This window comes from Halomonas campaniensis (genome assembly GCF_002211105.1).
Lineage (GTDB): Bacteria > Pseudomonadota > Gammaproteobacteria > Pseudomonadales > Halomonadaceae > Vreelandella > Vreelandella campaniensis_A.
Window position 1 is genome coordinate 70,682 of the sequence record NZ_JPUA01000034.1, and the last position, 24,833, is coordinate 95,514.

General features: G+C 58.7%; 24 protein-coding genes. 15 read left to right on the plus strand and 9 right to left on the minus strand.

The window, feature by feature from the left end; genetic code table 11:
* From trkA to def, 5 genes are all read right to left on the minus strand, one after another.
* The coding region (gene trkA / locus JI62_RS12825) for a Trk system potassium transporter TrkA (protein WP_088701325.1) at positions 1-1,062 on the minus strand (1,062 nt) is incomplete at its 3' end.
* Positions 1,063-1,202: 140 nt separating this feature from the next.
* Positions 1,203-1,409, minus strand: a complete 207-nt coding sequence (locus JI62_RS12830) for a dodecin (protein WP_088700538.1) — start codon at positions 1,407-1,409, stop codon at positions 1,203-1,205.
* A 52-nt stretch (positions 1,410-1,461) separates the two neighbouring features.
* Complete coding sequence (gene rsmB, locus JI62_RS12835) at positions 1,462-2,799, minus strand: 16S rRNA (cytosine(967)-C(5))-methyltransferase RsmB (protein ID WP_088700539.1); 1,338 nt, start codon at positions 2,797-2,799, stop codon at positions 1,462-1,464.
* Positions 2,796-3,800 (minus strand): methionyl-tRNA formyltransferase, encoded by a 1,005-nt coding sequence (gene fmt, locus JI62_RS12840; protein ID WP_088700540.1) that lies wholly within the window; start codon positions 3,798-3,800, stop codon positions 2,796-2,798. The genes rsmB and fmt overlap by 4 nt, the downstream gene beginning before the upstream one ends.
* Positions 3,801-3,847: 47 nt before the next feature.
* Entirely contained in the window at positions 3,848-4,360 is a 513-nt protein-coding gene (def, locus tag JI62_RS12845) for a peptide deformylase (RefSeq protein ID WP_088700541.1), read from the minus strand.
* 193 nt (positions 4,361-4,553) lie between these two features.
* Between def and JI62_RS12850 the strand changes: the two genes are divergently transcribed.
* From JI62_RS12850 to aroE, 5 genes are all read left to right on the plus strand, one after another.
* Complete coding sequence (locus JI62_RS12850; protein ID WP_088701326.1) at positions 4,554-5,399, plus strand: peptidoglycan-binding protein; 846 nt, start codon at positions 4,554-4,556, stop codon at positions 5,397-5,399.
* Between the two features lie 38 nt (positions 5,400-5,437).
* On the plus strand, positions 5,438-6,574 hold the full coding sequence (dprA, locus tag JI62_RS12855; RefSeq protein ID WP_088700542.1) for a DNA-processing protein DprA: 1,137 nt from the start codon (positions 5,438-5,440) through the stop codon (positions 6,572-6,574).
* A gap of 43 nt (positions 6,575-6,617) precedes the next feature.
* Positions 6,618-7,175: an L-threonylcarbamoyladenylate synthase gene (locus JI62_RS12860; protein WP_088700543.1), complete on the plus strand. Its 558-nt coding sequence runs from the start codon at positions 6,618-6,620 to the stop codon at positions 7,173-7,175.
* Between the two features lie 80 nt (positions 7,176-7,255).
* Positions 7,256-8,209 carry an oxygen-dependent coproporphyrinogen oxidase gene (hemF, locus tag JI62_RS12865; RefSeq protein ID WP_088700544.1) on the plus strand — a complete coding sequence of 318 codons (954 nt, stop codon included), beginning with the start codon at positions 7,256-7,258 and terminating at the stop codon, positions 8,207-8,209.
* Positions 8,206-9,033, plus strand: coding sequence for a shikimate dehydrogenase (gene aroE / locus JI62_RS12870; RefSeq protein ID WP_088700545.1), 828 nt, complete (start codon positions 8,206-8,208; stop codon positions 9,031-9,033). The genes hemF and aroE overlap by 4 nt, the downstream gene beginning before the upstream one ends.
* A 24-nt stretch (positions 9,034-9,057) precedes the next feature.
* Here the strand turns inward: aroE and JI62_RS12875 are convergent, their stop codons facing one another.
* Positions 9,058-10,017 carry a LysR family transcriptional regulator gene (locus JI62_RS12875; RefSeq protein WP_088700546.1) on the minus strand — a complete coding sequence of 320 codons (960 nt, stop codon included), beginning with the start codon at positions 10,015-10,017 and terminating at the stop codon, positions 9,058-9,060.
* A 118-nt stretch (positions 10,018-10,135) separates the two neighbouring features.
* On the opposite strand from JI62_RS12875, the gene JI62_RS12880 reads away from it, so the two are divergent.
* The 10 genes from JI62_RS12880 (at position 10,136) to JI62_RS12925 (ending at position 22,646) form a co-directional block, all read left to right on the plus strand.
* A complete protein-coding gene (locus JI62_RS12880) occupies positions 10,136-11,269 on the plus strand; it encodes an iron-containing alcohol dehydrogenase (RefSeq protein WP_088700547.1) in 1,134 nt (377 codons plus the stop codon).
* A 42-nt stretch (positions 11,270-11,311) separates the two neighbouring features.
* Positions 11,312-12,898 carry an aldehyde dehydrogenase (NADP(+)) gene (locus tag JI62_RS12885; RefSeq protein WP_088700548.1) on the plus strand — a complete coding sequence of 529 codons (1,587 nt, stop codon included), beginning with the start codon at positions 11,312-11,314 and terminating at the stop codon, positions 12,896-12,898.
* A gap of 56 nt (positions 12,899-12,954) precedes the next feature.
* Positions 12,955-13,941 carry a tripartite tricarboxylate transporter substrate binding protein gene (locus tag JI62_RS12890; RefSeq protein ID WP_346425902.1) on the plus strand — a complete coding sequence of 329 codons (987 nt, stop codon included), beginning with the start codon at positions 12,955-12,957 and terminating at the stop codon, positions 13,939-13,941.
* 12 nt (positions 13,942-13,953) lie between these two features.
* Positions 13,954-14,442: a tripartite tricarboxylate transporter TctB family protein gene (locus JI62_RS12895; RefSeq protein ID WP_088700549.1), complete on the plus strand. Its 489-nt coding sequence runs from the start codon at positions 13,954-13,956 to the stop codon at positions 14,440-14,442.
* A gap of 4 nt (positions 14,443-14,446) precedes the next feature.
* On the plus strand, positions 14,447-15,952 hold the full coding sequence (locus JI62_RS12900; protein WP_088700550.1) for a tripartite tricarboxylate transporter permease: 1,506 nt from the start codon (positions 14,447-14,449) through the stop codon (positions 15,950-15,952).
* A gap of 131 nt (positions 15,953-16,083) precedes the next feature.
* Positions 16,084-17,073, plus strand: coding sequence for a TRAP transporter substrate-binding protein DctP (gene dctP, locus JI62_RS12905; protein WP_088700551.1), 990 nt, complete (start codon positions 16,084-16,086; stop codon positions 17,071-17,073).
* Positions 17,070-17,561, plus strand: a complete 492-nt coding sequence (locus tag JI62_RS12910; RefSeq protein ID WP_088700552.1) for a TRAP transporter small permease — start codon at positions 17,070-17,072, stop codon at positions 17,559-17,561. The genes dctP and JI62_RS12910 overlap by 4 nt, the downstream gene beginning before the upstream one ends.
* Positions 17,558-18,835 carry a TRAP transporter large permease gene (locus JI62_RS12915; protein ID WP_088700553.1) on the plus strand — a complete coding sequence of 426 codons (1,278 nt, stop codon included), beginning with the start codon at positions 17,558-17,560 and terminating at the stop codon, positions 18,833-18,835. Before JI62_RS12910 ends, JI62_RS12915 begins: the two co-directional genes overlap by 4 nt.
* A 34-nt stretch (positions 18,836-18,869) precedes the next feature.
* A complete protein-coding gene (gene dld / locus JI62_RS12920) occupies positions 18,870-20,609 on the plus strand; it encodes a D-lactate dehydrogenase (RefSeq protein ID WP_240513236.1) in 1,740 nt (579 codons plus the stop codon).
* A gap of 132 nt (positions 20,610-20,741) precedes the next feature.
* Entirely contained in the window at positions 20,742-22,646 is a 1,905-nt protein-coding gene (locus JI62_RS12925; protein ID WP_088700554.1) for an alpha/beta hydrolase domain-containing protein, read from the plus strand.
* Positions 22,647-22,783: 137 nt separating this feature from the next.
* Here JI62_RS12925 and JI62_RS12930 read toward each other — a convergent pair whose 3' ends face one another.
* From JI62_RS12930 to JI62_RS12940, 3 genes are all read right to left on the minus strand, one after another.
* On the minus strand, positions 22,784-23,044 hold the full coding sequence (locus JI62_RS12930; RefSeq protein ID WP_088700555.1) for a hypothetical protein: 261 nt from the start codon (positions 23,042-23,044) through the stop codon (positions 22,784-22,786).
* 17 nt (positions 23,045-23,061) lie between these two features.
* On the minus strand, positions 23,062-23,865 hold the full coding sequence (locus JI62_RS12935) for a M48 family metallopeptidase (RefSeq protein ID WP_088700556.1): 804 nt from the start codon (positions 23,863-23,865) through the stop codon (positions 23,062-23,064).
* Between the two features lie 175 nt (positions 23,866-24,040).
* Entirely contained in the window at positions 24,041-24,655 is a 615-nt protein-coding gene (locus JI62_RS12940; protein ID WP_088700557.1) for a hypothetical protein, read from the minus strand.
* Positions 24,656-24,833 lie beyond the last annotated feature (178 nt).

A 24,833-nucleotide genomic window follows, 5' to 3' on the forward strand; every position in this document is an offset into this window, starting at 1 on the left:
AATGGTCGCCTGTTGGGGAGAAATAGCGATATCGATCTCGCCCCCCTGCACCAAGTCCACATAGGCGGCGTTGTTGATCAGCGTCAGCACCTTCTTCGCACCTAAACGCTTGGCGAGCAGCGACGACATGATATTGACCTCGTCGTCGTTGGTCAGCGCGCAGAAGATATCGCACTCTTCGATATTCTCCTCTTCCAGCAAGCGCTTGCTGGTGGCGCTGCCGTGGAGCACCACGGTGCGATCCAGCCGCTCGGAGAGGGTAGTGCAGCGCTCCAGGCTGTGTTCGATGATTTTGACCTGGTGGCTATGCTCCAAATGCTCCGCCAGCCGCTCGCCAATATTGCCGCCCCCGGCGATCACCACGCGGCGGAAATCCCGCTCGACCCGGCGTAGCTCGCTCATCACTGCGCGAATATCCCGGCGGGCGGCGAGAAAGAACACTTCGTCGTCGGCTTCGATCACCGTGTCGCCGCGGGGAATGATCGGTCGGTTACGGCGGTAAATGGCGGCTACGCGGGTATCCACGTTGGGCATATGGCGGCGCAGAAAAGCCAAATCCTGGCCCACCAGCGGGCCACCGTAGAACGCTTTCACCGCCACCAGCTGTACCAGCCCACCAGCAAACTCCAGCACCTGTAGGGCGCCGGGGTGCTCAATCAGGCGGCGCACGTGGTCGGTGACCACCTGCTCGGGGCTGATCAGTACATCAATGGGGATCGCTTCGTGGGCAAAAAGGCCTTTACGCGTCAAATACGCCGTGGCGCGCACCCGGGCAATTTTGGTCGGGGTGCGAAACAGCGTATGGGCGACCTGGCAGGCGATCATATTGATCTCGTCGCTGTTGGTGACGGCGATCAGCATATCGGCGTCTTCGCAGCCCGCCTGGCGCAGTACAATGGGGTAGGAGCCCGCTCCGGTGACGGTGCGGATATCGAGTTTGGTGTGCAGGTCGCGCAATTTCTTGGCGTCAGTGTCAACGACGGTGATGTCGTTCTCCTCACGGGCGAGGTGTTCAGCCAGTGTGCCGCCGACCTGGCCGGCGCCGAGAATGATGATTTTCATTGCTGAGCATCGGTTCCATTAAAAGCGCCAGCGCGCGATGTCATTAAGACCAAGCGTTAAGGCCGGTCGGTGACCTATCATGCGCTGCAATAAAGACGGCGGCCAGTGTAAACCAGCCGCCGCCGAAAAGCAGGTGGGGATTACTCTAGCGTGAAGCCCACTTTAACCGTGACCTGCCAGTGGGCTACTTGACCATCTTCAATATGGCCGCGGGTATCGACGACTTCCAGCCAACGCATGTGGTTAATCGTTTCTGATGCTTTGGCCAGTGCGTTCTGTACCGCTTCCTCAATACCCTTCTCGGAAGAGCCGGTCAGTTCCACATGCTTATAGGTGTGATGACTCATAAATGTCTCCTTCCTTGTCATAAATTCACTGCCCCACGGCAACAGTTAGCGTCTAGGCAGTGCGCTTCTCTAGTCTGGCATAAAAAAAGCCATCGTGACTGCTCTGGGCCGGAAACAGTTGACGACCCGCACCGCTGGTGATTCCCCATGCAACGTCGTTAGGCGTGGTCACGTGGGCGTTGGGGGTACGGGCGAGAAACGCCTCAATCTGCTCACTGTTCTCTTCCGGCAGCACCGAGCAGGTGGCGTACAGCAGGGTACCGCCTTCGCGCAGCATGGGCCAAAGGTTGTCTAACAGCTGGCGCTGAAGCTTGGCAAGCGGCCGGATATCATCTTTGCGGCGCAGCTTTTTGATATCGGGATGGCGGCGAACAACACCGGTGCCGGAGCAGGGGGCGTCGAGCAGAATGGCATCAAAGGGGGTGCCGCTCCACCAGTCGCGCTCGGTGGCATCGGCGTGTTCTAGCACCGCCTCAACACCCAGGCGGGTGAGCGTATCTTCCACCCGCGCCAAGCGCTGGTTATCGCTATCGATCGCCGTTAGGGCAATATCAAACTGCTCGAGCAAGTGGGCCGTTTTACCGCCTGGCGCGCAGCATGCATCAAGTACGCGAGCGCCTGGCCGTGGTGCCAGGGCTGGGCCAAGCAGTGCCGCTGAGAGCTGAGCGGCCTCGTCCTGAACGCTAACGTGGCCCTCGTCAAAGCCGGGCAACGCGGTGACATCGCAGGGCGTTTCCAGGGTGATGGCGTCTGGTGCGTGGGGGCATAAGTGGCCGTTTAACCCCTGTTCGGTGAGCATGCCCAAATAGGCTTCACGGTCGTTGTAGCGCTGATTGACCCTTAATGTCATCGGCCCAGGGTGGTTGTTGGCCTCAATAATATTGCGCCACTGCTCTGGCCATGCTTGACGCAAGGCGTTGAGGAGCCACGGCGGATGTTCTAGCGCGACGCTCTCGTCCCGGTCTACCTGGGCCTGGAGTGCCTCGGATTCGCGCTGTAGCCGCCGCAGGCAGCCATTAAGCACACGAGTGGCCCACTCCTTATTCAGTAAGCGCGCCGCGCCAGCGGTTTCGCCTACCGCCGCATGGGCGGGAATGCGCATATACAGCAACTGGTAAATACCCAGCAGCAGCAGCGCCTGAATATCGCTGTCGCGTTTTTTAAACGGCTGCTTCAGCAGCACGCCGGCAAGGGCTTCCAAGCGTGGTAAGCGGCGGCAGGTGCCGAAGCAGAGCTCTTTGAGCAACCCGCGGTCGCGAGCCACCACGCTGTGCTCATCCAGCCCCGCCAGGGAACCCTGGTCGCTAAGCACCGGGGCCAAGGCGCGGGCCGCAGCAGCGCGTACTTCCTGACCACTGCCGCCACCTTGAGGGGAGCGCTTTTGGCTCATGGTGCTTCTCCTTCGCTGGCCTGGGCCGCTGGTTGATCAAAACGAGCACCAAGACGCGTGCCGGTAGCAAGGCGCGTGTGGCGCGCATTCAGTAAGTCACGTACGGCCATGGCTTTACCGCCAGGCAGCTGTGCGCTAGTCACGCACAGTACCTCGCGGCCGTTGTGCCCACAGGCAATCCGGAGATGATCGTCGCCGTGATCGAGTAGTGTGCCGGGCTCGCAGGCTGGCTGCTTGCCCTCTTCGACGTGCGCCATTAGCAGCCGCAAGCGATCATCGCCTAATGCGCACCAAGCCACCGGCCAGGGGTTAAAGGCGCGAATCTTGTTGGAGAGCAGGTGAGCTGGCTGGTCAAAGTCGAGCTCGGCTTCCGCTTTGCTCAGCTTGGCGGCATAGGTGACGCCCTCTTCCGGCTGAGGCGTGGCGTGAGTGGTGCCAGTGGCCAGATCGTCCAGGGTATTGATCAGCGCATTGGCGCCTTGAATGGCGAGGCGGTCATGCAAATCGCCGCCGGTGGTGCGCTCTGTAATAGGTGTACGCACTTCCGTGAGCATCGCGCCGGTATCCAGGCCAGCATCCATCTGCATAATGGTTACGCCGGATACCTTGTCGCCCGCTTCAATTGCGCGCTGAATCGGCGCCGCGCCACGCCACCGGGGCAGCAGCGAAGCGTGAACGTTAACGCAGCCGAGTCGCGGTATGTCCAGCACGGCCTGGGGTAGCAGCAGACCATAGGCGACGACAACCATAATGTCGGCCTCGAGCGCGGCCAGCTCGGCTTGAGCCTCGGGCGCTTTTAACGTTTGGGGCTGATAGACAGGCAGGCTGTGCGCCAGAGCCAGCTGTTTGACCGGGCTGGGCGTTAGCTTACGACCGCGACCAGCGGGGCGGTCGGGCTGGGTGTACACCGCCACCACCTCATGCTGGCTTTCCAGCAGCGCGGCAAGACTGGAGGCGGCGAATTCAGGCGTGCCGGCAAAAACAACGCGCAATCTTGACATAGAGAGAGGGCTACCTGGCTTAGCTGAAATGTAAGTAGAAAAAAGGCTTAGGCGTCCTGCATCTGCTTATGGCGTTTCTGCATTTTCTTGCGGATACGGTCACGCTTTAGCGGCGACAGGTAGTCCACAAACAGCACGCCCTCAAGGTGGTCGTACTCGTGCTGGATACAGTGTGCCAGCAGGCCCTCCGCTTCCAGTTCGTAGGCATCGCCATTACGATCCAGCGCGTTGAGCTGCACTTTAAGGTAGCGCGGCACTTCGGCGTAATGCTCGGGAATCGACAGGCAGCCTTCTGAAAGCGGCTCTTTCTCGTCGCCAATCGGGGTATAGCGCGGATTGATAAGCACCAGCGGCTGGGAGTTATCGTCGCTGACATCCATGACGACAACACGGCGATGGACATCGATTTGGGTCGCGGCTAAGCCGATACCCCGTGCGTCATACATGGTCTCCAGCATATCGTCGACGAGTTGGCGTACCTCATCGTCAACGGTTTCCACCGGAGCGGCCTTGGTGCGCAGGCGCTCATCGGGGAATTCAAGAATAGGAAGTTTGGCCATGGCGTTACAATCACCGTTATGCTGAGTCTGAATTAAGTCAAGCTAGGCAGTGACGAGCGTCTTCTAACCTAGGTACTTTATGATGGGTCACTATAACATGCTGTCAACGTTTCTGGGCATGCGCACCCGATACGCACAGGGTTTCAGCAGCAACATAATCATCGCGCTGATGCATTTTATTGGGGAGAGCAGAATGGCGGTAAAGCAATACGCCTATCGGTTAGCTTTGAGCGGTTTGCTGATGAGTGCAGTTATGCTTGTGAGTGTCGATGCCGCTGCTTGGGAGCGTGATCAAAGCGTCATTAAACTCTCTCCGCAGGTGCGTACTTTGCCCCATGGTGAAGCGATCGAGCCTATCGTCTTGGAGGAAGCGCGAGCCTTTCTACGCGAGCACCGCGTTGTCGATGATGCCGAGGCGCTGCAGGCGCTGGCTTATGTAGTGGCGGGAGACGATCGCCGCTTGATCAGCGGTGCGGGAGATCGGTTATACGTGCGGGGTGATGTGCCACGCCATGGTCAGTTGGGCATCTATCGGCAGTCGGAGCCCTACCTGGCAATGGATGGCACGCCGCTGGGCTTAGAGCTGATTAACGTGGGCATCGCTCGCCATATCAGCAGTGAAGGCGGTATTGCGCAGCTTGACGTCGTTAGCTCCCATCAGGAAGTACGGGTTAACGATATCGTGTTGCCATTGGAGGAGCGCGAGCTGAGCCGGGAGTTTTTGCCCCGTGCGCCGCTCAATGCCGTCGAAGGTCATGTGATTGCCGTGCCAGGTGGCGTGCGTTTTATTGGCCGTTTCCAGATCGTCGCGCTGGATCTTGGCACCCTGGATGGCTTACAGGCGGGCCATGTGCTGCAAGTCAATCAGCAGGGTGAGCTGATTAACGACCCGCGCACCCAAGAACTGGTTCAGTTGCCGAGCAGTGAAGCGGGCACAGTGATGGTATTTAAACCCTATGATCGCGTCAGCTATGCCTTGGTAACCCAGGCGTCCCGGATGCTGGAGGTGGGCGATGAGGTTGGGGCAGCGACGAACTAACGGGCGGTAAATAAAGAAGTTTAAAAATAGGAGGGAGTATGGACGCCCAGGCGTGGCTGGTGGTCAATGCGTTGCCGGGGATGGGGGCGCTGAGAATTGCGCAATTATTAGCTCGTCAGCCGCAGTGGCCGGAAGGCTGGCTGGCAGCACTGCCCAGCCGTGCAGCCAGCGAGTTGCGCCTGTGGCTTGAACATCCCTCCCGCAGCCCGTTGCAAAAGTTGGTTGATGAGACCCTGGCGTGGCAGCAGAGCGGGCCAAGTCGCCATGTGCTGCATCGCGACCACCCCGCCTGGCCTGCGCTGTTAAATGAATTGCCCGACCCACCTGTAGTGCTCTGGGCCCTGGGGGATCTTGGCGCCCTGGAGGGCCCTAAACTTGCCATAGTCGGCACGCGTCGTCCTACCGGCGAAGGCACCCACAATGCGCAAACCTTTGCCCGCGATCTGGTCCGCCGCGGTTGGTGCGTGGTCAGCGGCATGGCGTTAGGGGTCGACGGCGTAGCCCAGCGCGCGGCCCTGAATGCCGGTGGGCGCACAATTGCCGTACTCGGTTGCGGTGTGGATGTGATCTATCCCGCCTCCCACCGTGATCTTCACGAGCAGCTTAGCCGTCTACCCGGTGGGCTACTGTTATCAGAGCACCCGCCTGGCACCGTGGCCCGCCCGGCATTTTTTCCGCGCCGTAATCGAATAGTTACCGGCCTCTCGCTCGGCACGTTAGTGGTCGAAGCCACCGAAAAGAGCGGCTCGCTGGTGAGCGCGCGGCTTACCTTAGAGCAAGATCGGGAGCTGTTTGTGCTGCCCGGCTCGCTGCACAACGTCCAGGCCCGCGGCTGCCTGACGCTGCTGCGTCAGGGCAGTGCCCACTTAGCCTGCAGCGTCGATGACATCATTAGCGATCTTGGTCATTGGGCAGAGGCGTTTATCCCGTCCGATGACGTCACTCCGTCAGCCGCACCCGAGCAAACCGAGAAACCACCTGAACAAGCACCGCTGCCCGAGGCCTTACCTGACCCCTTATTAATGTCACTCTCGGCCACGCCGACGCCGATTGATCTGTTGGTGCACACCACCGGTGTGGCGGTCAGCGACTGCCAGCAGCGCTTGCTAATGCTGGAGTTAGAGGGGTGGGTAACCCAGCAGGCGGGAGGCTGGGTGCGGCTACCAAGGCCATGATAGGATAAAGCAATTAGAGGCATGTTAGCCGTGAGGAGAGAGCATGAGTTTGGCGACCGATCTAGCCCCAGCGATTAGCGCTTTACGTGCCGGTGGGGTGATTGCCTGCCCCACTGAAGCGGTTTGGGGGCTTAGCTGTGACCCCGAAAACGACGCAGCTTTAGCCCATCTAATGCGCATGAAAGAGCGCGATCCTGCCAAGGGCGTCATCCTCGTTGCTGCCAATATTGGCCAGTTCCAACCCTGGTTGAGCCAGCTCCCATTAGCGATGCATGCTCCTCTTGCGGCAAGCTGGCCGGGGCCCAATACCTGGCTAGTGCCTGATTATGGACGCAGCCATGGGCTGGTGCGCGGTGCCCACGAGCGCGTAGCGCTGCGGGTGACCGACCACCCGGTAATGAAAGCCCTGTGCGAAGCTTTTGGTGGCCCGCTGGTGTCCACCTCGGCTAACCGATCGGGGGAGCCGCCAGCGATGAGCGCCGCTGAGATCACCGCCATCTTTGCGGACGAAGTGGCCCATGTGGTGCAAGGCGAGCTAGGCGGCAATGCCAAACCCAGCACCATTAGAGATTTAGCCACCGGTAAAATCATGCGCCCCTAGACGCTGCTCAACTCACTATTCACCGATGACTACTCACGATTCACCCATTACGACTCACCAATGACCACCCAGGAGTTCACGTGGCCCACGAGCACCTTGATGACGTTAAACACTACCTTCTTGAGCTGCAGGATCGACTCTGCGCTGGACTGGCGAAAGCCGATGGGGGGGCGCAGTTCCAGGAAGATAGCTGGGAGCGTGAAGAGGGTGGTGGCGGACGTTCGCGAGTGATGACCCATGGCGGCGTGTTTGAAAAGGGCGGCGTCAACTTCTCTCATGTCTATGGTGCCCAATTGCCGCCTTTGGCCACCGCTGCGCGCCCTGAACTGACCGGGCGCAGCTTTCATGCGGTGGGTGTCTCCTGGGTACTGCACCCGGAAAACCCCCATGTGCCCACCAGTCATGGCAACGTGCGCTTCTTTATTGCCGAGAAAGCCGGCGAGCCGCCGGTATGGTGGTTTGGCGGCGGCTTTGACCTAACCCCGTTTTACCCCGTGATGGAAGACGTGGTGCACTGGCACCAGGTGGCAAAAGCCGCCTGCGAACCTTTTGGCGACGACGTTTATGCGCGCTATAAAGCCTGGTGCGACGAGTACTTCTACCTCAAACACCGCGATGAAACCCGGGGCGTAGGCGGACTGTTTTTCGATGACCTGAACGAAGGTGAATTTGACGACTGTTTTGCCCTTCAGCGAGCGGTGGGCGACAGCTTCTTAGCAGCTTATCTACCCATCGTCGAGCGGCGTAAAAACGACACTTGGGGCGAGCGCGAGCGCGATTTTCAGCTCTACCGCCGTGGCCGCTACGTGGAGTTCAATTTGGTATGGGATCGCGGCACGCTGTTTGGCTTACAGAGCGGCGGACGCACGGAGTCAATTTTAATGTCTATGCCACCATTGGCGCGCTGGGAGTACGCCTTTGAACCCGCCCCCGGGAGTGCCGAAGCGCGTTTACAGGATTTCTTATACCCCCGCGACTGGCTCGGCGAATTTGCTGAGGATGCAGGCCAACGAAAAAGCGGAGAGCTCTCATGACCGATCGCTACTGTGTATTTGGCAACCCGGTCAAACACTCCAAATCCCCGCAGATCCACGCTGAGTTTGCCCATCAAACCCAACAAGCGCTCGAGTACACCGCTGAAGAAGCACCGGTGGATGGCTTTGCCGGTGCCTGGCGGGCGTTTATTGATGCCGGCGGGCGCGGTGCCAATGTTACGGTACCTTTCAAGGGCGATGCCTTTGCACTCTGCGACACCTTGAGTCACCGCGCCCGTCGTGCGGGGGCTGTGAATACGCTGATTTTGGGCGGCAATGGACGTACCTACGGCGATACCACCGATGGCATTGGCTTGGCACGCGATTTGGCCTATCACCGCGTAGCGTTAATGGGAAAGCGTATCTTAGTGGTCGGGGCTGGCGGGGCAGTGCGCGGCATTCTGGAGCCACTGCTTGACGAGCAGCCAAGCGAAATCGTTGTGGTTAATCGCACCGCCGCCAAAGCTGAGCAATTGGCCAGCGATTTTGCCGATCTAGGGTCTATCCGCGGCGGCGGTTTTGATACCGTGAACGGTACGTTTGATGTAGTGATTAACGGCACCAGTGCCAGCCTCTCCGGCGATTTACCGCCGCTGCCGGATACGTTGTTTAATGCTAACGCCTGGGCCTACGACATGATGTACGGATCCGAACCGACGGTATTTTTACAGTGGGCGGGGCCACGGGGTGCGAAACTGCTCGACGGCTTGGGCATGTTGGTCGAACAGGCCGCCGAGTCGTTTTTCCTGTGGCGTAATGTGCGTCCAGAGACGGCATCGGTACGCGAAATGCTACGCCAGTCGCTGGAGTTTGACGCCTTTTAATGATGAAAGGCGTTAGTAAGGGACTCAAAGCGACTCAATATATGCCTCCACATCTGCATGTAGATTGCCAACTAAAGCGACTTCTCTCATGAATAGCTGAGTGGCTGGCGATAAGCTAGCCCCTTTTCGGGTGACTAATTCGTAGGGTTCGCTACGCGAGTGCAGTTGGATAGGTAGCCGAGACACCATGCCCGCATCAACAAAAGGTTTCGAGGCATCGACGGACATGAGCGCGACTGCTTCGCGGTCATGGCCAAGCATTGAGATGCTCGTGAAAGCGGATGCCGTTTCGATAGGGTAGAGCGGAAACGGTATCTTGGCCTCGTGAAACTCGCGTTCCAGCAGTAGCCGCATCGGCATGTTGGCGGGATACACAATCCACGAGGTGTCAGATAAATCGGCGAGTGTCAGCGCTGAATGGCGGGTGAGCGGATTGTCAGGATGGCAAATGACCGCCAGCTCCTCCTCGTGGATGTCCAGACTGGTGTACAGGTGCGGCCTTTGATTGACTCGCGACCGGCAGATGGCGGCATCGAGTCGACCACGGTCAAGTAAGTTGAGCAGGCGCGCGCTGGTATCTTCGACCACCTCGATGGAGATCGCCGGTTGCAGGCTGCGAACCCGCGACAACGCCGCCGAAATCAGCGGCACAGCCCCCATGATCAATCCCACCGCCAGTCGGCCTCCACGGCCTTGCTGCATGCTTTCCAACTCTTCATGGAAGTGAGCCAGATCCGTGTTGATCAGGCGTGCATAGCGCACCGCACAGAGCCCCATGTCCGTCGTTTCCAGCCCCTTATGCGTACGCTGAAACAGCTGTACGCCCAGCATGGCTTCGATTTCATTGAGAGCTTTGGTGGCCCCTGGCTGGGTCAGCGCCACGGACTCGGCCGCTTTTTGCACCGTGCCATGTTCATGCAAGGCAATCAGCAGACGCAAGTGGCGCATGCGCAGGCGGGAGATGATCGACGTTAGTGTAGACATGAATTTTCGTTATGCCGCTATCAGAGGTTGTCATTATCCAGCGTTGGGCTCCGTGAATATAGTCAATGCAGCAAGTCACTCTCTATTTCCGAATAATTAACAAAGACGACAACACGCTATGGCACTCATCAACTACGTAACCCAAGTACAGTTCGGCGACGGCAGCGTCGAGCTACTGCAAGACGAATGCAACCGCCTGGGCATCCATCGCCCATTGATTGTAACAGATGAGGGTATTCAACAAGCGGGGCTGCTGGAACGGATTCAGCGTGTCCTGGATCATCCCGCCGCCGTTTTTACCAAGACGCCGCCCAACCCGAACGAGGGCGCGGTACGCGAGGCGGTGGCGTTTTACCAGTCCCAGCAGTGCGATGGTGTGATCGCGTTGGGCGGTGGCTCGCCCATCGATCTCGCCAAGGGGGTGGCGGTGAGCGTGGCGCATCCCGGGCCGCTGCGCCAATTCGCCGTCATCGAAGGCGGCATGTCACGGATCACGTCGGCAACCGCTCCGGTGATTGCCATTCCGACAACGGCAGGCACCGGCAGCGAAGTCGGCCGTGGGGCCATTCTGATTCTCGACGATGGCCGCAAGGTGGGCGTGCTGTCGCCCCACGTGGTACCCAAGCTGGCGATCTGCGATCCCGAGCTGACGCTTGGCTTGCCTGCCCGCATGACTGCTGCGACGGGCATCGATGCCATCGCGCACTGTATGGAAACCTTCATGGCACCCTCGTTCAATCCTCCGGCGGATGGCATTGCCCTGGATGGCTTACGGCGCGCCTGGGCGCATATCGAAACTGCGGTCAACGAGCCTGGCAATCGTGAGGCACGCACGAACATGATGAGTGCCTCCATGCAGGGCGCGCTGGCCTTTCAAAAAGGGCTTGGCTGCGTGCACAGCCTGAGTCACTCGCTGGGTGGACTCAATCCGTCGCTGCACCACGGCACCCTGAACGCCATTTTGCTGCCCGCGGTCATTCGCTTCAACGCCCAGGCCGAGACGATGGTCAAGGAGGACAAGCTGGCCCGGATGGCGCAGGCGATGAACTTGCCAGCGGGCCAGGACGTGGCAGACGCCATGCAGGCAATGACGAAGCGCCTGAACCTCCCCACGGGTTTGGGCGAGCTCGGCATCACCCCGGCCATGTTCGACGACATCATCCTGGGGGCACTGGCGGATCACAGCCACAAGACCAATCCCATCGATGCCAGCGCCGACGACTACCGCCACCTTCTCGAATGTTCGCTGTAAATCTCGGCGAGCGATTCCTCTGAACCATCGGGAGAGCAAAGTATGAGTACCACGTTGACCGGCCAGCAGTTCATTGGCGGCGAGCGCAGCGGCCAGGGCCAAGCGTCGCTGGCCAGTGTGGCCGCTGCTGACGGCAGTCACCACGAGCTGGCCTACTTTCAGGCGACCGTGGAAGAGGTCGAACAGGCGGTGGCAGCTGCCACCGCCGCTTATCCGGTTTTTCGCCAATGCTCGCCAGAAGTGCGCGCGCAGTTTCTGGAAGCGATTGCCGACGAGCTCGACGCACTGGGCGATAACTTCATCAATGATGTCGTGCGTGAGACAGCGCTACCCGCCGCCCGTATCAACGGTGAGCGGGGGCGTACCAGCGGGCAGTTACGGCTGTTTGCCGAGGTGTTGCGCCGAGGCGACTTTTTGGGCGCGCGCATTGATCTGCCGCTACCCGAGCGCACGCCCATGCCGCGTCTCGACCTACGTCAGGTCAAGATGGGGCTTGGGCCGGTGGCGGTCTTTGGGGCGAGTAACTTTCCGCTGGCGTTTTCCGTGGCGGGGGGTGATACCGCCTCGGCGCTGGCCGCTGGCTGTACCGTCGTGGTCAAAGCCCACTCCAGCCACATGATGACCGCCGAATGGGTCGCACAGGCCATCGAGCGAGCGGCACGCAGCACCGCCATGCCTGCAGGCGTGTTCAACATGATCTATGGCAGTGGGGTCGGTAAAGACCTGGTACAGGCACCGGGTATCAAGGCGGTGGGCTTTACCGGTTCGCTGTCAGGGGGGCGGGCGCTGTGTGATATGGCCGCGCAACGCCCGGAGCCCATCCCGGTGTTTGCCGAAATGTCGAGCATCAACCCTGTCTGGCTGATGCCAGAGGCACTGCGGGTAAGAGGTGAGCGCATCGCCACTGAGCTAGCGGCGTCGGTGACCCTGGGGTGTGGCCAGTTCTGCACCAACCCCGGGCTGGTGTTGGCGGTGGACTCCCCGGAAACGGAGCAGTTCATTGCCGCGTTGGAGGATGCGCTGGCGAGTGCCGATGAGCAGGTCATGCTCAACCGTCAAACCCTGGAGCACTATCAGCAGGGCGTCGCGCGGCTCGCCGAGCTGCCCGAAGTCACTCAGCTCACCGGGGGCACGGCCGAGCCGGGTCGTGCACGGGCGCAGCTGTTCCGCGCGACGCCCGACGCTTTGTTCAGGCCGGATCGTCCGCTGGAGGACGAAGTCTTTGGGCCGACTACCATCGTCGTGACGGTGCCGGATACCGAAACGCTGGCGCGCTATTTCGAGATCATGCAGGGGCAGTTGACCATCACCCTGCAGGCCGAGCCGGAAGATCTCTCAGCCCACGCGGCGATGATGACGCAGTTAGAACATCGCGCCGGGCGCCTGCTGCTCAATGGCTACCCCACGGGGGTGGAGGTGTGCGATGCGATGGTTCATGGCGGGCCTTACCCGGCGACCTCGGATGCCCGGGGAACCTCGGTCGGCACGCTGGCGATCGACCGCTATCTACGCCCCGTCTGCTTCCAGAACTACCCCGACGCCTTCTTGCCGAGTGCCCTCCAAAACGCCAATCCGTTAGGGCTGATGCGCTTGGTCAACGGACAACTCAGCCGAGACTCACTCGGTTAGCACGCCGGTTCACGCGCAGCACATCACCACAATAAAACAACATAGGTTCTATAAAAATGATGTTCAAAACGCCAACTCTAAAACGTATCACGCTAAGTGCCTTGATTTTACCATTAAGCTTATCGGCGCTTCATGCGCATGCAGCGTATCCTGAACGCCCGATCCAGATGATCGTCCCCTGGGCCGCCGGAGGAGGCACCGATTCGATCGCAAGAACGATTGCGGTGGCGCTTGAACAGGAGCTCGGCCAACCGGTCAACGTGGTCAATCGAGCCGGTGGCGGCAGCGTCGTGGGTCATACCGTGCTCGCCAATGCGGCCCCAGATGGCTACACCATCGGCATGATGACCGGCGAGATCAGCATGATGCACTGGCAAGGCCTGACGGCGCTCGATTACGCAGACTTTACCCCTATTGCCCAGGTCAATTACGACTATGCGGGGGTTCAGGTCAGCGCCGAATCGCCCTACGCCAGCTTGGGCGAATTGATCGAGGCCATTCGCTCCCAACCAGAGGGTACCTTCAAAGCCTCTGGCGTCGGCCAGGGCGGTATCTGGCACGTGGCGTTTGGGGGGATGCTGGTCGACCAGGAGATCGATCCGCGCGCCGTGCGCTGGATTCCCAGTGAAGGGGCAGCTCCTGCTATGGTCGATCTGGTGGCCGGCGGTATCGATATCGCGCCTACGTCAGTACCCGAAGCACGCGCCATGATCGATGCCGGACGCGTCAAATCCCTCGCCATCATGGCCCCTGAGCGTAACCCCGTTTTCCTAGACGTTCCCACGCTGAAAGAAGAGATCAATTCCAATTACACCCTTGGCGAGTGGCGTGGCATTGGCGGGCCTGCGGGCATGGACGAGGAGGTCGTCGCAACACTAGAAGCCGCGCTGGAGAACGCCTTTGAAAGCGATATCTATCAAGACTTCATGAGGCAGCAGGGGTTCGGCGCGGTATGGCGTGATTCGGCCGACTTTGCGGACTTCATGCAAGAGACCGACGCCCTGATGGGCAATGTCGTAGAGAATCTCGGGCTCAAACGCTAGGGTATCGTCGCCATGCTCAATCGCTCTTCGCAAACGCTCGGTGAGTGTTTCGCAGGGGGTGTGGTGGCGGCGTTGGGCCTCTTCATCGTCATGGAGGCCCAAGGCTTTCCCACCTTGCCCGGCCAGCGCTACGGCGCCGCGCTGTTCCCGCTCATCATCGGCTATGCCATGGTCGTGGGCGGCGCCTGGCTGGCGTTGGCCAACCTTCGCCCCGTCATGCAGTGCTTCACCGCCTCTCGCCCAGTGAACCTCAAAGCGGCAGCCTTGAACTTTCATCGTCTGTTCCTACCCGTCTGGCTGGTCATTGGCTATTTGCTGTTGGCCGACACGCTGGGGGCGCTTCTGACGCTGGCGCTTCTGGTCGCTTTGCTCATGCTAGTGAGCGGCGTGCGGCCCTGGCTGGCGCTGGTGATGGCACTGCTGACGGCGGCAGTGATCTGGGGCGCTTTCGTTTACATGCTCAGGGTGCCTTTACCCCTGGGCACGCTCTTTAATGGATAATTGTATGGACGCCATTCTTAGTGGTGCCGAGCTGGTCTTCAATCTGCAAACGCTGGCCGTGATTCTGGCGGCGGCAGCCTTTGGTATGTTCGTGGGCGCCATTCCCGGGCTAACGGCGACCATGGCCGTGGCGCTGCTGGTGCCGGTCACGTACTTCATGGCGCCTATCCCCGCTATTGCGGCGATGGTTACTACTGCGGCGGTGACCATCTTCGCCGGCGATATTCCCGGCGCTTACCTGCGTATACCCGGCACGCCCTCTTCTGCGGCTTATGTCGATGAAGCCTATGCGTTTTCGCAAAGAGGCAAGGCCAGCGAGTGCCTGGGCATTGCCCTGGTGTGTTCCGTCACGGGGGGCATCATTGGCACCCTGGTGCTGATCTTCGTGGCCCCCTCTCTTGCCGAGTTCGCGCTCAATTTCAGTGCGTTCGAGTACTTCTGGTTAGCGCTGTTGGGCCTGAGTTGTGCGGTCTTCATATCGCCGGGTTCGCACTTGAAAGCGGTGCTATCGCTGTGTATCGGGCTCTCTCTGGCCACGGTAGGGCTGGATTCGACCACGGGGTCGCCGCGCTTTACGTTCGGCGTGACGGATCTGATGGGTGGGGTCAATTTCATTCCGGTGATGATCGGCCTCTTTGCGATTGCGGAAGTCATGAGGTTCACCGCCAAGCCCGCCGATACGCAGGCGGTGACGGTGAAAGACACCGGCAGCGTGTTCGGTGAGGTCAAGCCTTCGCTACGCAAGTACTGGAAATCCGTGCTGCGCGGTAGCGGCACGGGCAGCTTGATCGGGGTGTTGCCCGGTGCGGGGTCCGACATTGCCGCTTGGGTCTCCTATGCCGTCAGCCGGAAGTTTTCGCGCACGCCAGAAAAGTTCGGTTCGGGGCACTCGGAAGGCATCGTGGAAACCAGCTCGTCCAATAATGCCGCGGTCAGTGGCTCCTGGGTTCCGGCGCTGGTCTTCGGTATTCCTGGCGACACGATTACTGCCGTGGTCATCGGCGTGCTGTACATGAAGGGCATGAACCCTGGGCCCGCCATCTTCATGGAGGGGGGCAGCATGGTCTATGCGCTGTTCATGGTGTTCATCATCGCCAACTTAGTGATGTTGCCCGTGGGATATGTCGCCATTCGCCTGGGCAAAGGGTTCGTCGCCACCCCCACCCGAATCGTCATGCCTATCGTGCTGGCCTTTTGCATTGTCGGGGCGTACTCCATCAACAATTCGACGGTCGATGTCATGCTCATGCTGGGGGCTGGGGTCGCGGCCTACGGTTTGGGGCGCGCAGGCTTTCCGGCAGCGCCCATCATTCTTGGGTTGGTGCTCGGAGGGATGCTGGAGAAGAGCTTCATGAGCGCGATGATCCGCAGCAATGGCGATTTGTTGGCCTTCTTCTCCAGGCCCATCAGCGCCAGCCTGGGCGCGCTGGTGATCATGATCTGGCTGTTGCCGTCGTTGATACGTTTAACGCGATGGGCCACGGCCTATCGGCACCGCGTTAACGCATAAACAGCGCACTAAAGGAGGTGTTCAGGCCATCAAAGAAACTACAAAAACTATGTACACACTGCTCGTCAACCCTGTCTTTAACGGTCTTCGATACCGTAAGCATCACATCTAATAATTAAGGAGTAAGACAAATGAGCCACATTCACTTCGTTAAATTAGGCACGCTGACAGGTGCCTTGGCGCTCTCCATGAGTTGGGGCGTATCGTCGGCAATGGGTCAAACCGTGTTGACCGTCACCCACTCGTCACCTGCCGACAGCCATTTCGGCGAGGCGGCCATCGCGTTCGAGCAGAGCCTCGAAGCGCAAACCGAGGGTGCTATCGACGTCGTTATCCAGCGTTTGGACAATGAGCGCGAGGCGCTGGAGAGCGTCCAGTTCGGAACGCAGGAGTGCGCCATCGTATCGGCGGGCCCGCTAGGCAATTTCGTACCCGAAACCCGTGTGCTGGACGTACCCTTTCTGTTCGATGGTTACGAGCATGCGCGCGGAGTGCTGGACGGTGAGACCGGCCAGGAACTGCTGGCGCTGTTTCCCCGCTATGGCCTCGAAGGGGTGGCCTGGATGGAAAACGGCTTTCGCAACCTGACCACGGGTTCCAAGAGCATCGCCTCACCGGGCGACCTGGTGGGTATGAAGATCCGCACCATGGAGAATCCTATCCACATCGCGGCTTGGCAGGCGGCTGGCGTGTTGCCTACCCCGATGGCGTTCTCAGAACTTCCGCCCGCCCTGCAGCAGGGCACGGTGGATGGTCAGGAGAATCCGATTCCGGTCATTCTGGCGAACAACCTCGATATGATGCAGCAGCATCTCTATCTAACGCGCCACGTTTACTCTCCCGGCATTTTTGCCTGTAATCCTGATTTCGTTGCGGGGCTCGACGAGCAGCAACGAGCGGCCCTCGAAACATCCGGAGCGTTTGCGGCGGCCGCGAACCGTAAACGGGTGGAAAAGGATGAGCTGGTCGGCATCGAGACGTTACGCGACCGCGGTATCGATATCGTGGAGATCGATGATATCCAGGCGTATCGCGATGCCATGGCCAGTGCCTACGCCGATTTCGAAGCCGAGTTCGGCGCCGAGAGACTGCAAGCCATCCGAGACTGGAGCGCCGAATGAGCAGAGGCATCGCCACGATCCAGCGCATCGATCGAGGCATTGCAATGGGGGTGGCGTTAGCCGCCTCCTGCGCCTTGGCGATCGCCGTAGGAGCCAGCTTCTGGCAGGTGCTGGGCCGCTTCGTCTTCGAGGCGCCGTCGGTCTGGTCCGAAGCGCTGACCCGCCTGGCGCTGGTCTGGATGGTACTGCTGGGCTGTTCGGTAGCGCTGCGGCGGGGGGCATTCGTAGCCATCGATTTAGCCAAGGTGCTGACCTCGGGCCGAGTGCGTCGGTCGATCGAGCTGGTCACGCTGCTGTCGTGCCTGACGCTGTTTGCCACGCTGTTCTGGTTTGGCTGGGAGGTGGCGTCCCGAGTGCGTTTTCAGCAGATGGCGGGATTGAATATCTCGATGAGCTGGGGATACGCCGCCCTCCCGGTGGGGGCGGTGTTCGCCATGCTGGGCAGCATCGTTCACTTTATCCAAGCAGGTAAAGGAGAGCCGTCATGACCAGTGCGCTGATCACCTCCATGCTGATCCTGTTTGCGATATCGGTCCCTGTCGCCATTGCCATCGGTTTGGCCTCGATGGTCGGCTTGGTGGGATTTACCAGCCTACCGCTGATCGTGGTGCCGCAGCAGATCTTTATCGCGCTGGATAAATTCCCGCTGGCCGCTATTCCCTTCTTTATTCTTGCCGGCAATTTGATGGAAGTGGGCGGGCTGTCGCGCAGGCTGGTCGAGTTTGCGCGTGCCTTCACCGGCCAGCTGCAGGGCGGCCTGGCCATTACCTGTGTGCTGACCTGCATGATGTTCTCGGCCATTTCCGGGTCGAGTGTTGCCACTACCTTTGCCGTGGGAGCCATTTTGATTCCTGCCATGCGCGACTACGGCTATCCCATTGGCTTCGCAGCCGCCCTCATGGCCGTGTCTGCGGAGCTTGGCGTCATCCTCCCGCCTTCGATACCCATGATTCTCTACGGTGTCGCCACTCAGACCTCCATCCCGGATCTGTTTCTCGCGGGGGTGCTGCCTGGGGTATTGATTGCCGGTAGCCTGATGGCCACCATCTTTATCTGGTGCCGGCTCAAGGGGTGGGGCAAGCGCGATGGTGATGGAAGGCTCTCGCGCCTCGAGGCGACACGACGAGCGGTCTGGTCGCTGGTCATGCCCATTTTGATCATGGGCGGTATTTATGGCGGTGTGACCACGCCCACTGAGGCTAGCGTCATTGCAGTTGTCTATGCGCTGGTGGTGGGGCTTTGCCTGCACCGTGAAATGAGCCTCAAAGACCTTGCGCTGGCGTTTCGTAAATCGGTAGTCACGTCTGCGGTGATCATGTTCATCATCGGTGCCGCCAGTTTGATGGGCTACTTGCTGAATCGTCAGGGGGTGCCCGACGCCGCTGCGCTCTGGTTGACCAGCACCTTCGATGGCCCAACCTCGCTGATGCTCGCCATCAATGTCATGCTATTCGTGGTGGGCATGTTCATCGAGACAGGTGCCAGTATCGTCGTGCTCGCCCCGATCCTTCAGGACGCCGCGCTGCGCGTGGGTATCGAGCCGGTGCACTTTGGCACCGTCATGGTGGTGAACCTGGCGCTGGGGATGATTACACCACCGTTGGGCGTCAACCTGTTCGCCGCCGCGCAAATTGCAGGTTGCTCGATCACCGCCATGTTAAGGCCTTTGCTGGTGTTTCTGGGTGTCATCATCGTCTGTTTGATGATCATTACCTTCGTCCCTCAGCTATCACTGTTCCTGCCGGGCACGATGGCGCGTTAACAAAGCAATCAAAGCGTGCGGAGGGCGCTCTCCGATGTCGGGGCAGCGCACTCTGCTCACCACGAACATTATCGATGGGTATTCAGAGATGGCCAGTTCGCTCATTGCTCGGCTCCAAAGCGTCACGGGCAAGCGCTATGTGCATGTTGGCACCCGTGCGACCCACCGATTCCGTAAGGGGTATCGTTACGGCGACGGAGAAGTGATGGCCGCCGTCGAGCCGGGCACGCTTTGGGAGCAGTGGCAGGTATTGCAAGCCTGCGTGGACGCCGATGTTGCGATCATCATGCAGGCCGCCAATACCGGACTGACCGGCGGCTCTACTCCTTTCGGAACGGGCTATGACCGGCCCATCGTGATTGTCAATACCCTGCGGATTGACCGGGTCGATTTGATCGACGAGGGGCGTCAGGCTATTTGCCTTCCCGGGGCCACGCTGGATCGGCTGGAGCGTGCGCTGCGCCCCATGGGCCGTGAACCCCACTCGGTGATTGGGTCGAGCTGCATTGGCGCCTCGGTGACCGGCGGTATTTGCAACAACTCGGGCGGCTCGCTGGTACAGCGTGGGCCCGCGTATACGCAGCTATCGCTGTTTGCCCAGGTGACCCCGGAACGCAAGCTGGTGCTGGTGAATCACCTAGGGATTGAGCTGGGTAACTCACCGGAAGAGGTACTGACCCGCTTGGATAGAGGCCACTACTCACCAAGCGATATCCAGATGAGCGAGACCGCCTGGGCGTCCGATCGGGAATACCAAACCCACGTGCGCGATATCTCGGCCGCGACGCCAGCGCGCTTCAACGCCGACCCACGCCGCCATTATGAAGTATCCGGCTCTGCGGGGAAGCTGGCCGTGTTTGCGGTACGGCTGGACACCTTCCCCGCCGCGTCCAACGAGCGCGTTTTCTATATTGGCACCAATGATCCCGCCCAGTTGCAGCAGATTAGAAGAGACCTGCTCGGCCAGTTCCAGCACCTGCCCATCGCGGGCGAATATATGCATCAAGATGCCTTTGATATGGCGCACGTCTACGGCAAGGATCTTTTCCTGTTCATCCGCCGGTTCGGCACCCTGAACGTACCGAAAGCCTTTTCCGCGAAAAGCTGGTTCGATGGTGTCACCGAGTCGCTGCGCCTGGGCCGCCGACTCTCTGACCGGCTGCTTCAGGCCGCCTCCCGGCTGTTCCCCGAACATTTGCCACGACGCTTGCTCGACTACCGTGACCGCTACACACACCATCTGATGCTGCGCACAGGGGGAGAGTGCATCGAGGAAATGCGCGCCTATCTAGCGGAGCGTTTCCCAGCCGAGCACGGTGACTTCTTCGAGTGCACCGATGAGGAGGGCAGCGCCGCGTTTCTCAATCGCTTCGCCTCTGGGGGCGCCGTGGTGCGCTACCGAGCCGTTCATCCGCGCACGGTCGAAGATATCGTGGCACTTGACGTGGCGCTGCCGAGGGATGCCCTCGATTGGTTCGAGATCCTGCCGCCTGAGATCGAGGCACGGATCGAGCGCAAGTTCTATGTAGGGCACTTTCTGTGCCATGTTCTGCATCAGGAGTATCTGGTGAAAAAAGGCGAGGATTGTCACGCCTTGGAGCGGGAGATTTGTGCGCTGCTCGATGCCCGGGGAGCCGAGTACCCTGCCGAGCACAATGTGGGGCATCTCTATCACGCCAAGCCAGCGCTACGCGACTTTTATCGGAAGCTCGACCCCACCAACCATTTCAATCCTGGGATCGGTAAAACATCAAAACAGCGTGATTGGCAGTAAAACGAGCCTGCAAAAAGAGCATCGTGTCGATGGTTCTCGGCCTTAGGGGATGTCGCTAAAATGAGGCGTTAGCTATTTATATAGCTGACGCTTATGATCATGGAAACATAAAAATAATACTTAGGAGTTGTCATGAAACATCTTCCACAAATAGCAGTAATGACATTAGCGGTGGCTGGAGGGATGGGGTTAGCACCTGATACTCAAGCCAGAGTCACTGGGTTTGAAATTGGCAACACGGTCGTTGATTACGACGGTGAACGCTTTGGAGAGGCTGGTGCTTACGAGAGAATTGAGGCCGTGGCCAGCTTTGCTATTGACCCTACGAGTTCTAGAGCCAGTAACATTGCAGATTTAGAGAAAGCGCCTGTTAATGATCAAGGTGAAGTGGTCTTTAGTACGGAAGTGGTTATTCTACGACCTACTGAGCAAGCCTCAGGAGTGCTGTTCTACGAAGTCCCTAACCGTGGCCGCAACTTGAGTTTTCCGTTACTTAATCTAACGAGTATCTCGGGAGACTTTACAGTAGATGAGTCAGGTGATGGTTTTTTAATGCGCCAGGGTCACACCATGGTATGGAGTGGCTGGCAGACCGGTTTGAGCGATAGTTTGATCGAGATTGATTTGCCGGTTATTGAGGGGGTAACGGGGGAATCTCGTGAGGAGTTCGTTTTCGATAACCATGAGTCGGTAAGCGTTGCTTCCCTTACATACCCTGCTGCAGACCTAAACCCCGAACATGCCTCTCTGACCGTTAGGCCTACGCCGGATGCACCTCGTCAAATGGTGGAGGGTTTGTCGTTTCGTTATTTGGATGAAAATCGTATAGAGATTCAGCGGCCCGATAGTATGGATGGCGGCGCTATATACGAGTTTATTTATACCGCCAAGAATGCAGTGCCCGCCGGGTTAGGGATGCTCGCGACGAGCGACCTGGTCGCCTTTCTTAGAGGTGCGCAGGGACATGATGTTGAAACACCACTGAACAATATTGAGCATACCGTGGCAATGGGGATTTCTCAGTCAGGGCGCTTCCTGCGCGATTTAATATATCAAGGATACAATGCTGATAGTCAGGGCAACCGAGTATTTGATGGCGCTATGGCTCATATTGCCGGATCACGAAAGACGTTCACCAACTACCCTTTTGCTCAGCCTGGTCGCTTCTCCCGGCAGCATGAAGATCATGATGCGGTAGGTGATCAATTCCCCTTCAGTTATGTAGAGACGTTGGATCCACTGACGGGGCAGAGCGACAGTATTTTGGCCGCTTGCCGTGCAAACGATACGTGTCCGAAGCTTATGCACACCGACACCTCATCAGAATTTTGGCAGGCGCGTGCGTCATTAGTTGCTACATCCCCCACAGGGGATCCCCTCACTATGCCTGATGATGTGCGGTTATACTTTTTCGCTGGGGCGCCACATTTTAATGCGTGGGGAGAATCCTCTTCTGACAATGACGTGTGCCAATATCCCAGTAATCCCATTAGTGTGGCGCCTAGCATGCGTGCGCTCGTGAATGCGATGGCGTCTTGGGTCGTCGATGATATAGCGCCGCCAGCAAGCCGTTATCCCGGTTTGAATGGTGACGGGCTTGTGGTGAATGGGGAGTTGAGTTTGCCGCCCTTACAGGGAGAAGTGCCTAAGCCGCCGATAAACGAGCTGTATGCCAGAAACCATACTGTGGTGCCACCTGAAGTGGGTGAACAGTATGCGGTCAAGGTGCCAGAAGTGGATGAAGATGGTATTGCCTTGGGAGGCATTCGCCAACCCTATGTAGCTGCGCCACTAGGTACTTATTTAGGCTGGAATTTGCGCGATCAAGGGTATGCAGAAGGCCAGTTGTGTAATTTGTCCGGTAGTTTTATCCCTTTTGAAAGTAGTAATGACGGTAGACAGTCAATATCAAGCCGATACCCAAACCCAGAGTCATACCAAGCGTCCTTGAATGAAGCTATAGATGAGTTGGTAGAGACTGGCTTTATGCTTGAGCCAGATCGCCAATGGGTAATGGAGGGGGCTCCAGAACTATAAAGCACATGCTGAAATAGTCGTAAATGCGGCCTCTTTGTCCTCGCGAGCATGTACTCTCATCGAGCAACAACACGCTAAGAAAGCGGGGGCGGATACTGTATTCGCCCCCGTTGCTTAGTGACCCTGCTAAATACGTTTCACTTAGCGCGCTTAACGTACAATCCCACCGAGCACATCGCCAGTCCCACTACTGAAAGCAGCATGCCGCCATTGACTAACAGCGGCGAGCGCTGAAGCCAGGAGACAAATGGCTGTGGCGTGTCGCGACAGACACCCTCGATATAGTCCCAATGGCCACCATCAAGCTGGCACGCACGGACGTCGTTGAGCTCCCAAAAATAGACGCCCATCAGCACAAATAGCGGCAGCACTAGCAGCAGTAAACCTAACTTGATCATTTAAACCTCAAGCGCCGTTAAGGGCGTGGGCAGTTGGGGGTACGGCCATTGCTGCGTGCTTGTTCGTAGCGTGCCAGGGCACGATCCATATTGGCTTGTAGGCCTTCAATGCGCTGGCCCTGTCCTGGGTGGGTCGACATCCAGGGAGGCGGTGATGCGCCGCCCGAAACCGCCTGCATATTTTCCCATAGCGTGACGCTTTCACGCGGATCGAAACCGGCCTGTGCCATTAGATCCAGACCGATGACATCAGCCTCGCTCTCATGAGCCCGGGAGAACGGCAGTACGATGCCGTACTGAGCCCCCATACCGAGTACGCCCATGAGCTGCTGGCCACCGGCGGACTGCATTCCCGAGGTGCTGGAAATAACTGACAGGCCTAATGAGGTAGCGCTCTCGGTAGAGGCGCGTTCATTGGCATGATTGGCCAGGACGTGACCAATTTCGTGACCTACGACCGATGCCAACTGGTCTTGGTTAGTGGCAACATCCAGCATGCCGGTATTCACACCCATATAGCCGCCGGGTAGCGCGAAGGCATTGGGCTGCTCGGATTTAAATACACGGATTTGCCAGTCTAACTGTTGCTGCTGGGCGGGGAGCTCCGCCACGATGGCGTCGGCAATACACTGTACATAGCGATGACTGGCCTGATCGGCCGTGGGCAGTTCCTGCTGATACTGCGTGAATGCCTGACGGCCCATCTCATTTAATTCACTATCCGAGAGCAACAACAGCTGTGAGCGCCCGGTAGGCGAGGTAGTACAAGCGGCGATAGACGCACATAGTGCGGTAATAGCAAGGGGGCGAAGCCAGCGCATGAGACGGTTTCCTTCTAGACGGATAGGTTTCTTGGACACAAGATAACCGCTGATAGCAGTAAATCAATCCCCCATCATAACCCACCTTGAGGGTGAGTATGGATGCTGAATTGATTCGCCTCCAAACCAAGGCTAGGCCGCAAACGATTGGCTGCAAGCTCCTAGACATAAACCCTCAGCGCTGAGGTACTAACTGCCCATCGGCGCCGACATTTAGGCGAATGGTCGGTGTTAATAATCCTGCCGGAAGCCGCATGCCTAAACCGCGCAGATCCCCTGGTGTGATGGCCAGTTGACTGCCGGGCGGTAGCTCACCTTGGGAGGCCAACTGGCTGGCAAGCTCTATCACGGGCGCCATACGTTGGGTGTCGGTGGCGAGGACATCAAAGGCGACCGGTAGGCGCAAATTAGCATCGTCGCCAGAGGTCAGCGTGACGTCCTGTTCATAGTTACCTTCCACAGGATCAACGCCAGGCATGTCGAGCATCCAGCGAAAGCCCGACATCTCCACCGGGGGCATGCCCGCGGGTAAGCCCAGCCCCATGGCAATGGTGGCCTGAACGGGCAGGCTACCGGCGCCAAGGCTGGACGCAATCAGGCTGGTTAGGTCGCTCGTATCCAAACCAGCATTAATGCTGTAAGGGCCAACGCGTACATCTTCGACTCCCAGAGAAGTCACCGCCAAACGAAACGCAAACAAGCTAGTTTGAGGCAGAGCAATGCAACCAGCCAATAAGCTTGCCATGGCGAGCATAGCAATACCACGCCAGCGGTTAGCAGCATAAAGCATATGTTTATATCCTGATAAGGACTGAGGTGTCAGAGTGAGCGTTGCTGGTAGGTGCAGCTATTTAGGGGCCAGTCTCATCAATTGTCAATAGTGTTTTAGCGGAAGCTAATAGGCTGAATGTCTGATGTGAGGTTAGGCCAATAATTACTAATAGGATGACAAAAACGCTCTTCTTAAT

Coding starts and splice junctions, on each gene's coding strand:
- JI62_RS12830 (WP_088700538.1), bottom strand. CDS start 1,409: ATGAGTCATCACACCTATAAGCATGTGGAACTGACCGGCTCTTCCGAG.
- rsmB (WP_088700539.1), bottom strand. CDS start 2,799: ATGAGCCAAAAGCGCTCCCCTCAAGGTGGCGGCAGTGGTCAGGAAGTA.
- fmt (WP_088700540.1), bottom strand. CDS start 3,800: ATGTCAAGATTGCGCGTTGTTTTTGCCGGCACGCCTGAATTCGCCGCC.
- def (WP_088700541.1), bottom strand. CDS start 4,360: ATGGCCAAACTTCCTATTCTTGAATTCCCCGATGAGCGCCTGCGCACC.
- JI62_RS12850 (WP_088701326.1), top strand. CDS start 4,554: ATGGCGGTAAAGCAATACGCCTATCGGTTAGCTTTGAGCGGTTTGCTG.
- dprA (WP_088700542.1), top strand. CDS start 5,438: ATGGACGCCCAGGCGTGGCTGGTGGTCAATGCGTTGCCGGGGATGGGG.
- JI62_RS12860 (WP_088700543.1), top strand. CDS start 6,618: ATGAGTTTGGCGACCGATCTAGCCCCAGCGATTAGCGCTTTACGTGCC.
- aroE (WP_088700545.1), top strand. CDS start 8,206: ATGACCGATCGCTACTGTGTATTTGGCAACCCGGTCAAACACTCCAAA.
- JI62_RS12875 (WP_088700546.1), bottom strand. CDS start 10,017: ATGTCTACACTAACGTCGATCATCTCCCGCCTGCGCATGCGCCACTTG.
- JI62_RS12880 (WP_088700547.1), top strand. CDS start 10,136: ATGGCACTCATCAACTACGTAACCCAAGTACAGTTCGGCGACGGCAGC.
- JI62_RS12885 (WP_088700548.1), top strand. CDS start 11,312: ATGAGTACCACGTTGACCGGCCAGCAGTTCATTGGCGGCGAGCGCAGC.
- JI62_RS12890 (WP_346425902.1), top strand. CDS start 12,955: ATGATGTTCAAAACGCCAACTCTAAAACGTATCACGCTAAGTGCCTTG.
- JI62_RS12895 (WP_088700549.1), top strand. CDS start 13,954: ATGCTCAATCGCTCTTCGCAAACGCTCGGTGAGTGTTTCGCAGGGGGT.
- JI62_RS12900 (WP_088700550.1), top strand. CDS start 14,447: ATGGACGCCATTCTTAGTGGTGCCGAGCTGGTCTTCAATCTGCAAACG.
- dctP (WP_088700551.1), top strand. CDS start 16,084: ATGAGCCACATTCACTTCGTTAAATTAGGCACGCTGACAGGTGCCTTG.
- JI62_RS12910 (WP_088700552.1), top strand. CDS start 17,070: ATGAGCAGAGGCATCGCCACGATCCAGCGCATCGATCGAGGCATTGCA.
- JI62_RS12915 (WP_088700553.1), top strand. CDS start 17,558: ATGACCAGTGCGCTGATCACCTCCATGCTGATCCTGTTTGCGATATCG.
- dld (WP_240513236.1), top strand. CDS start 18,870: ATGTCGGGGCAGCGCACTCTGCTCACCACGAACATTATCGATGGGTAT.
- JI62_RS12925 (WP_088700554.1), top strand. CDS start 20,742: ATGAAACATCTTCCACAAATAGCAGTAATGACATTAGCGGTGGCTGGA.
- JI62_RS12930 (WP_088700555.1), bottom strand. CDS start 23,044: ATGATCAAGTTAGGTTTACTGCTGCTAGTGCTGCCGCTATTTGTGCTG.
- JI62_RS12935 (WP_088700556.1), bottom strand. CDS start 23,865: ATGCGCTGGCTTCGCCCCCTTGCTATTACCGCACTATGTGCGTCTATC.
- JI62_RS12940 (WP_088700557.1), bottom strand. CDS start 24,655: ATGCTTTATGCTGCTAACCGCTGGCGTGGTATTGCTATGCTCGCCATG.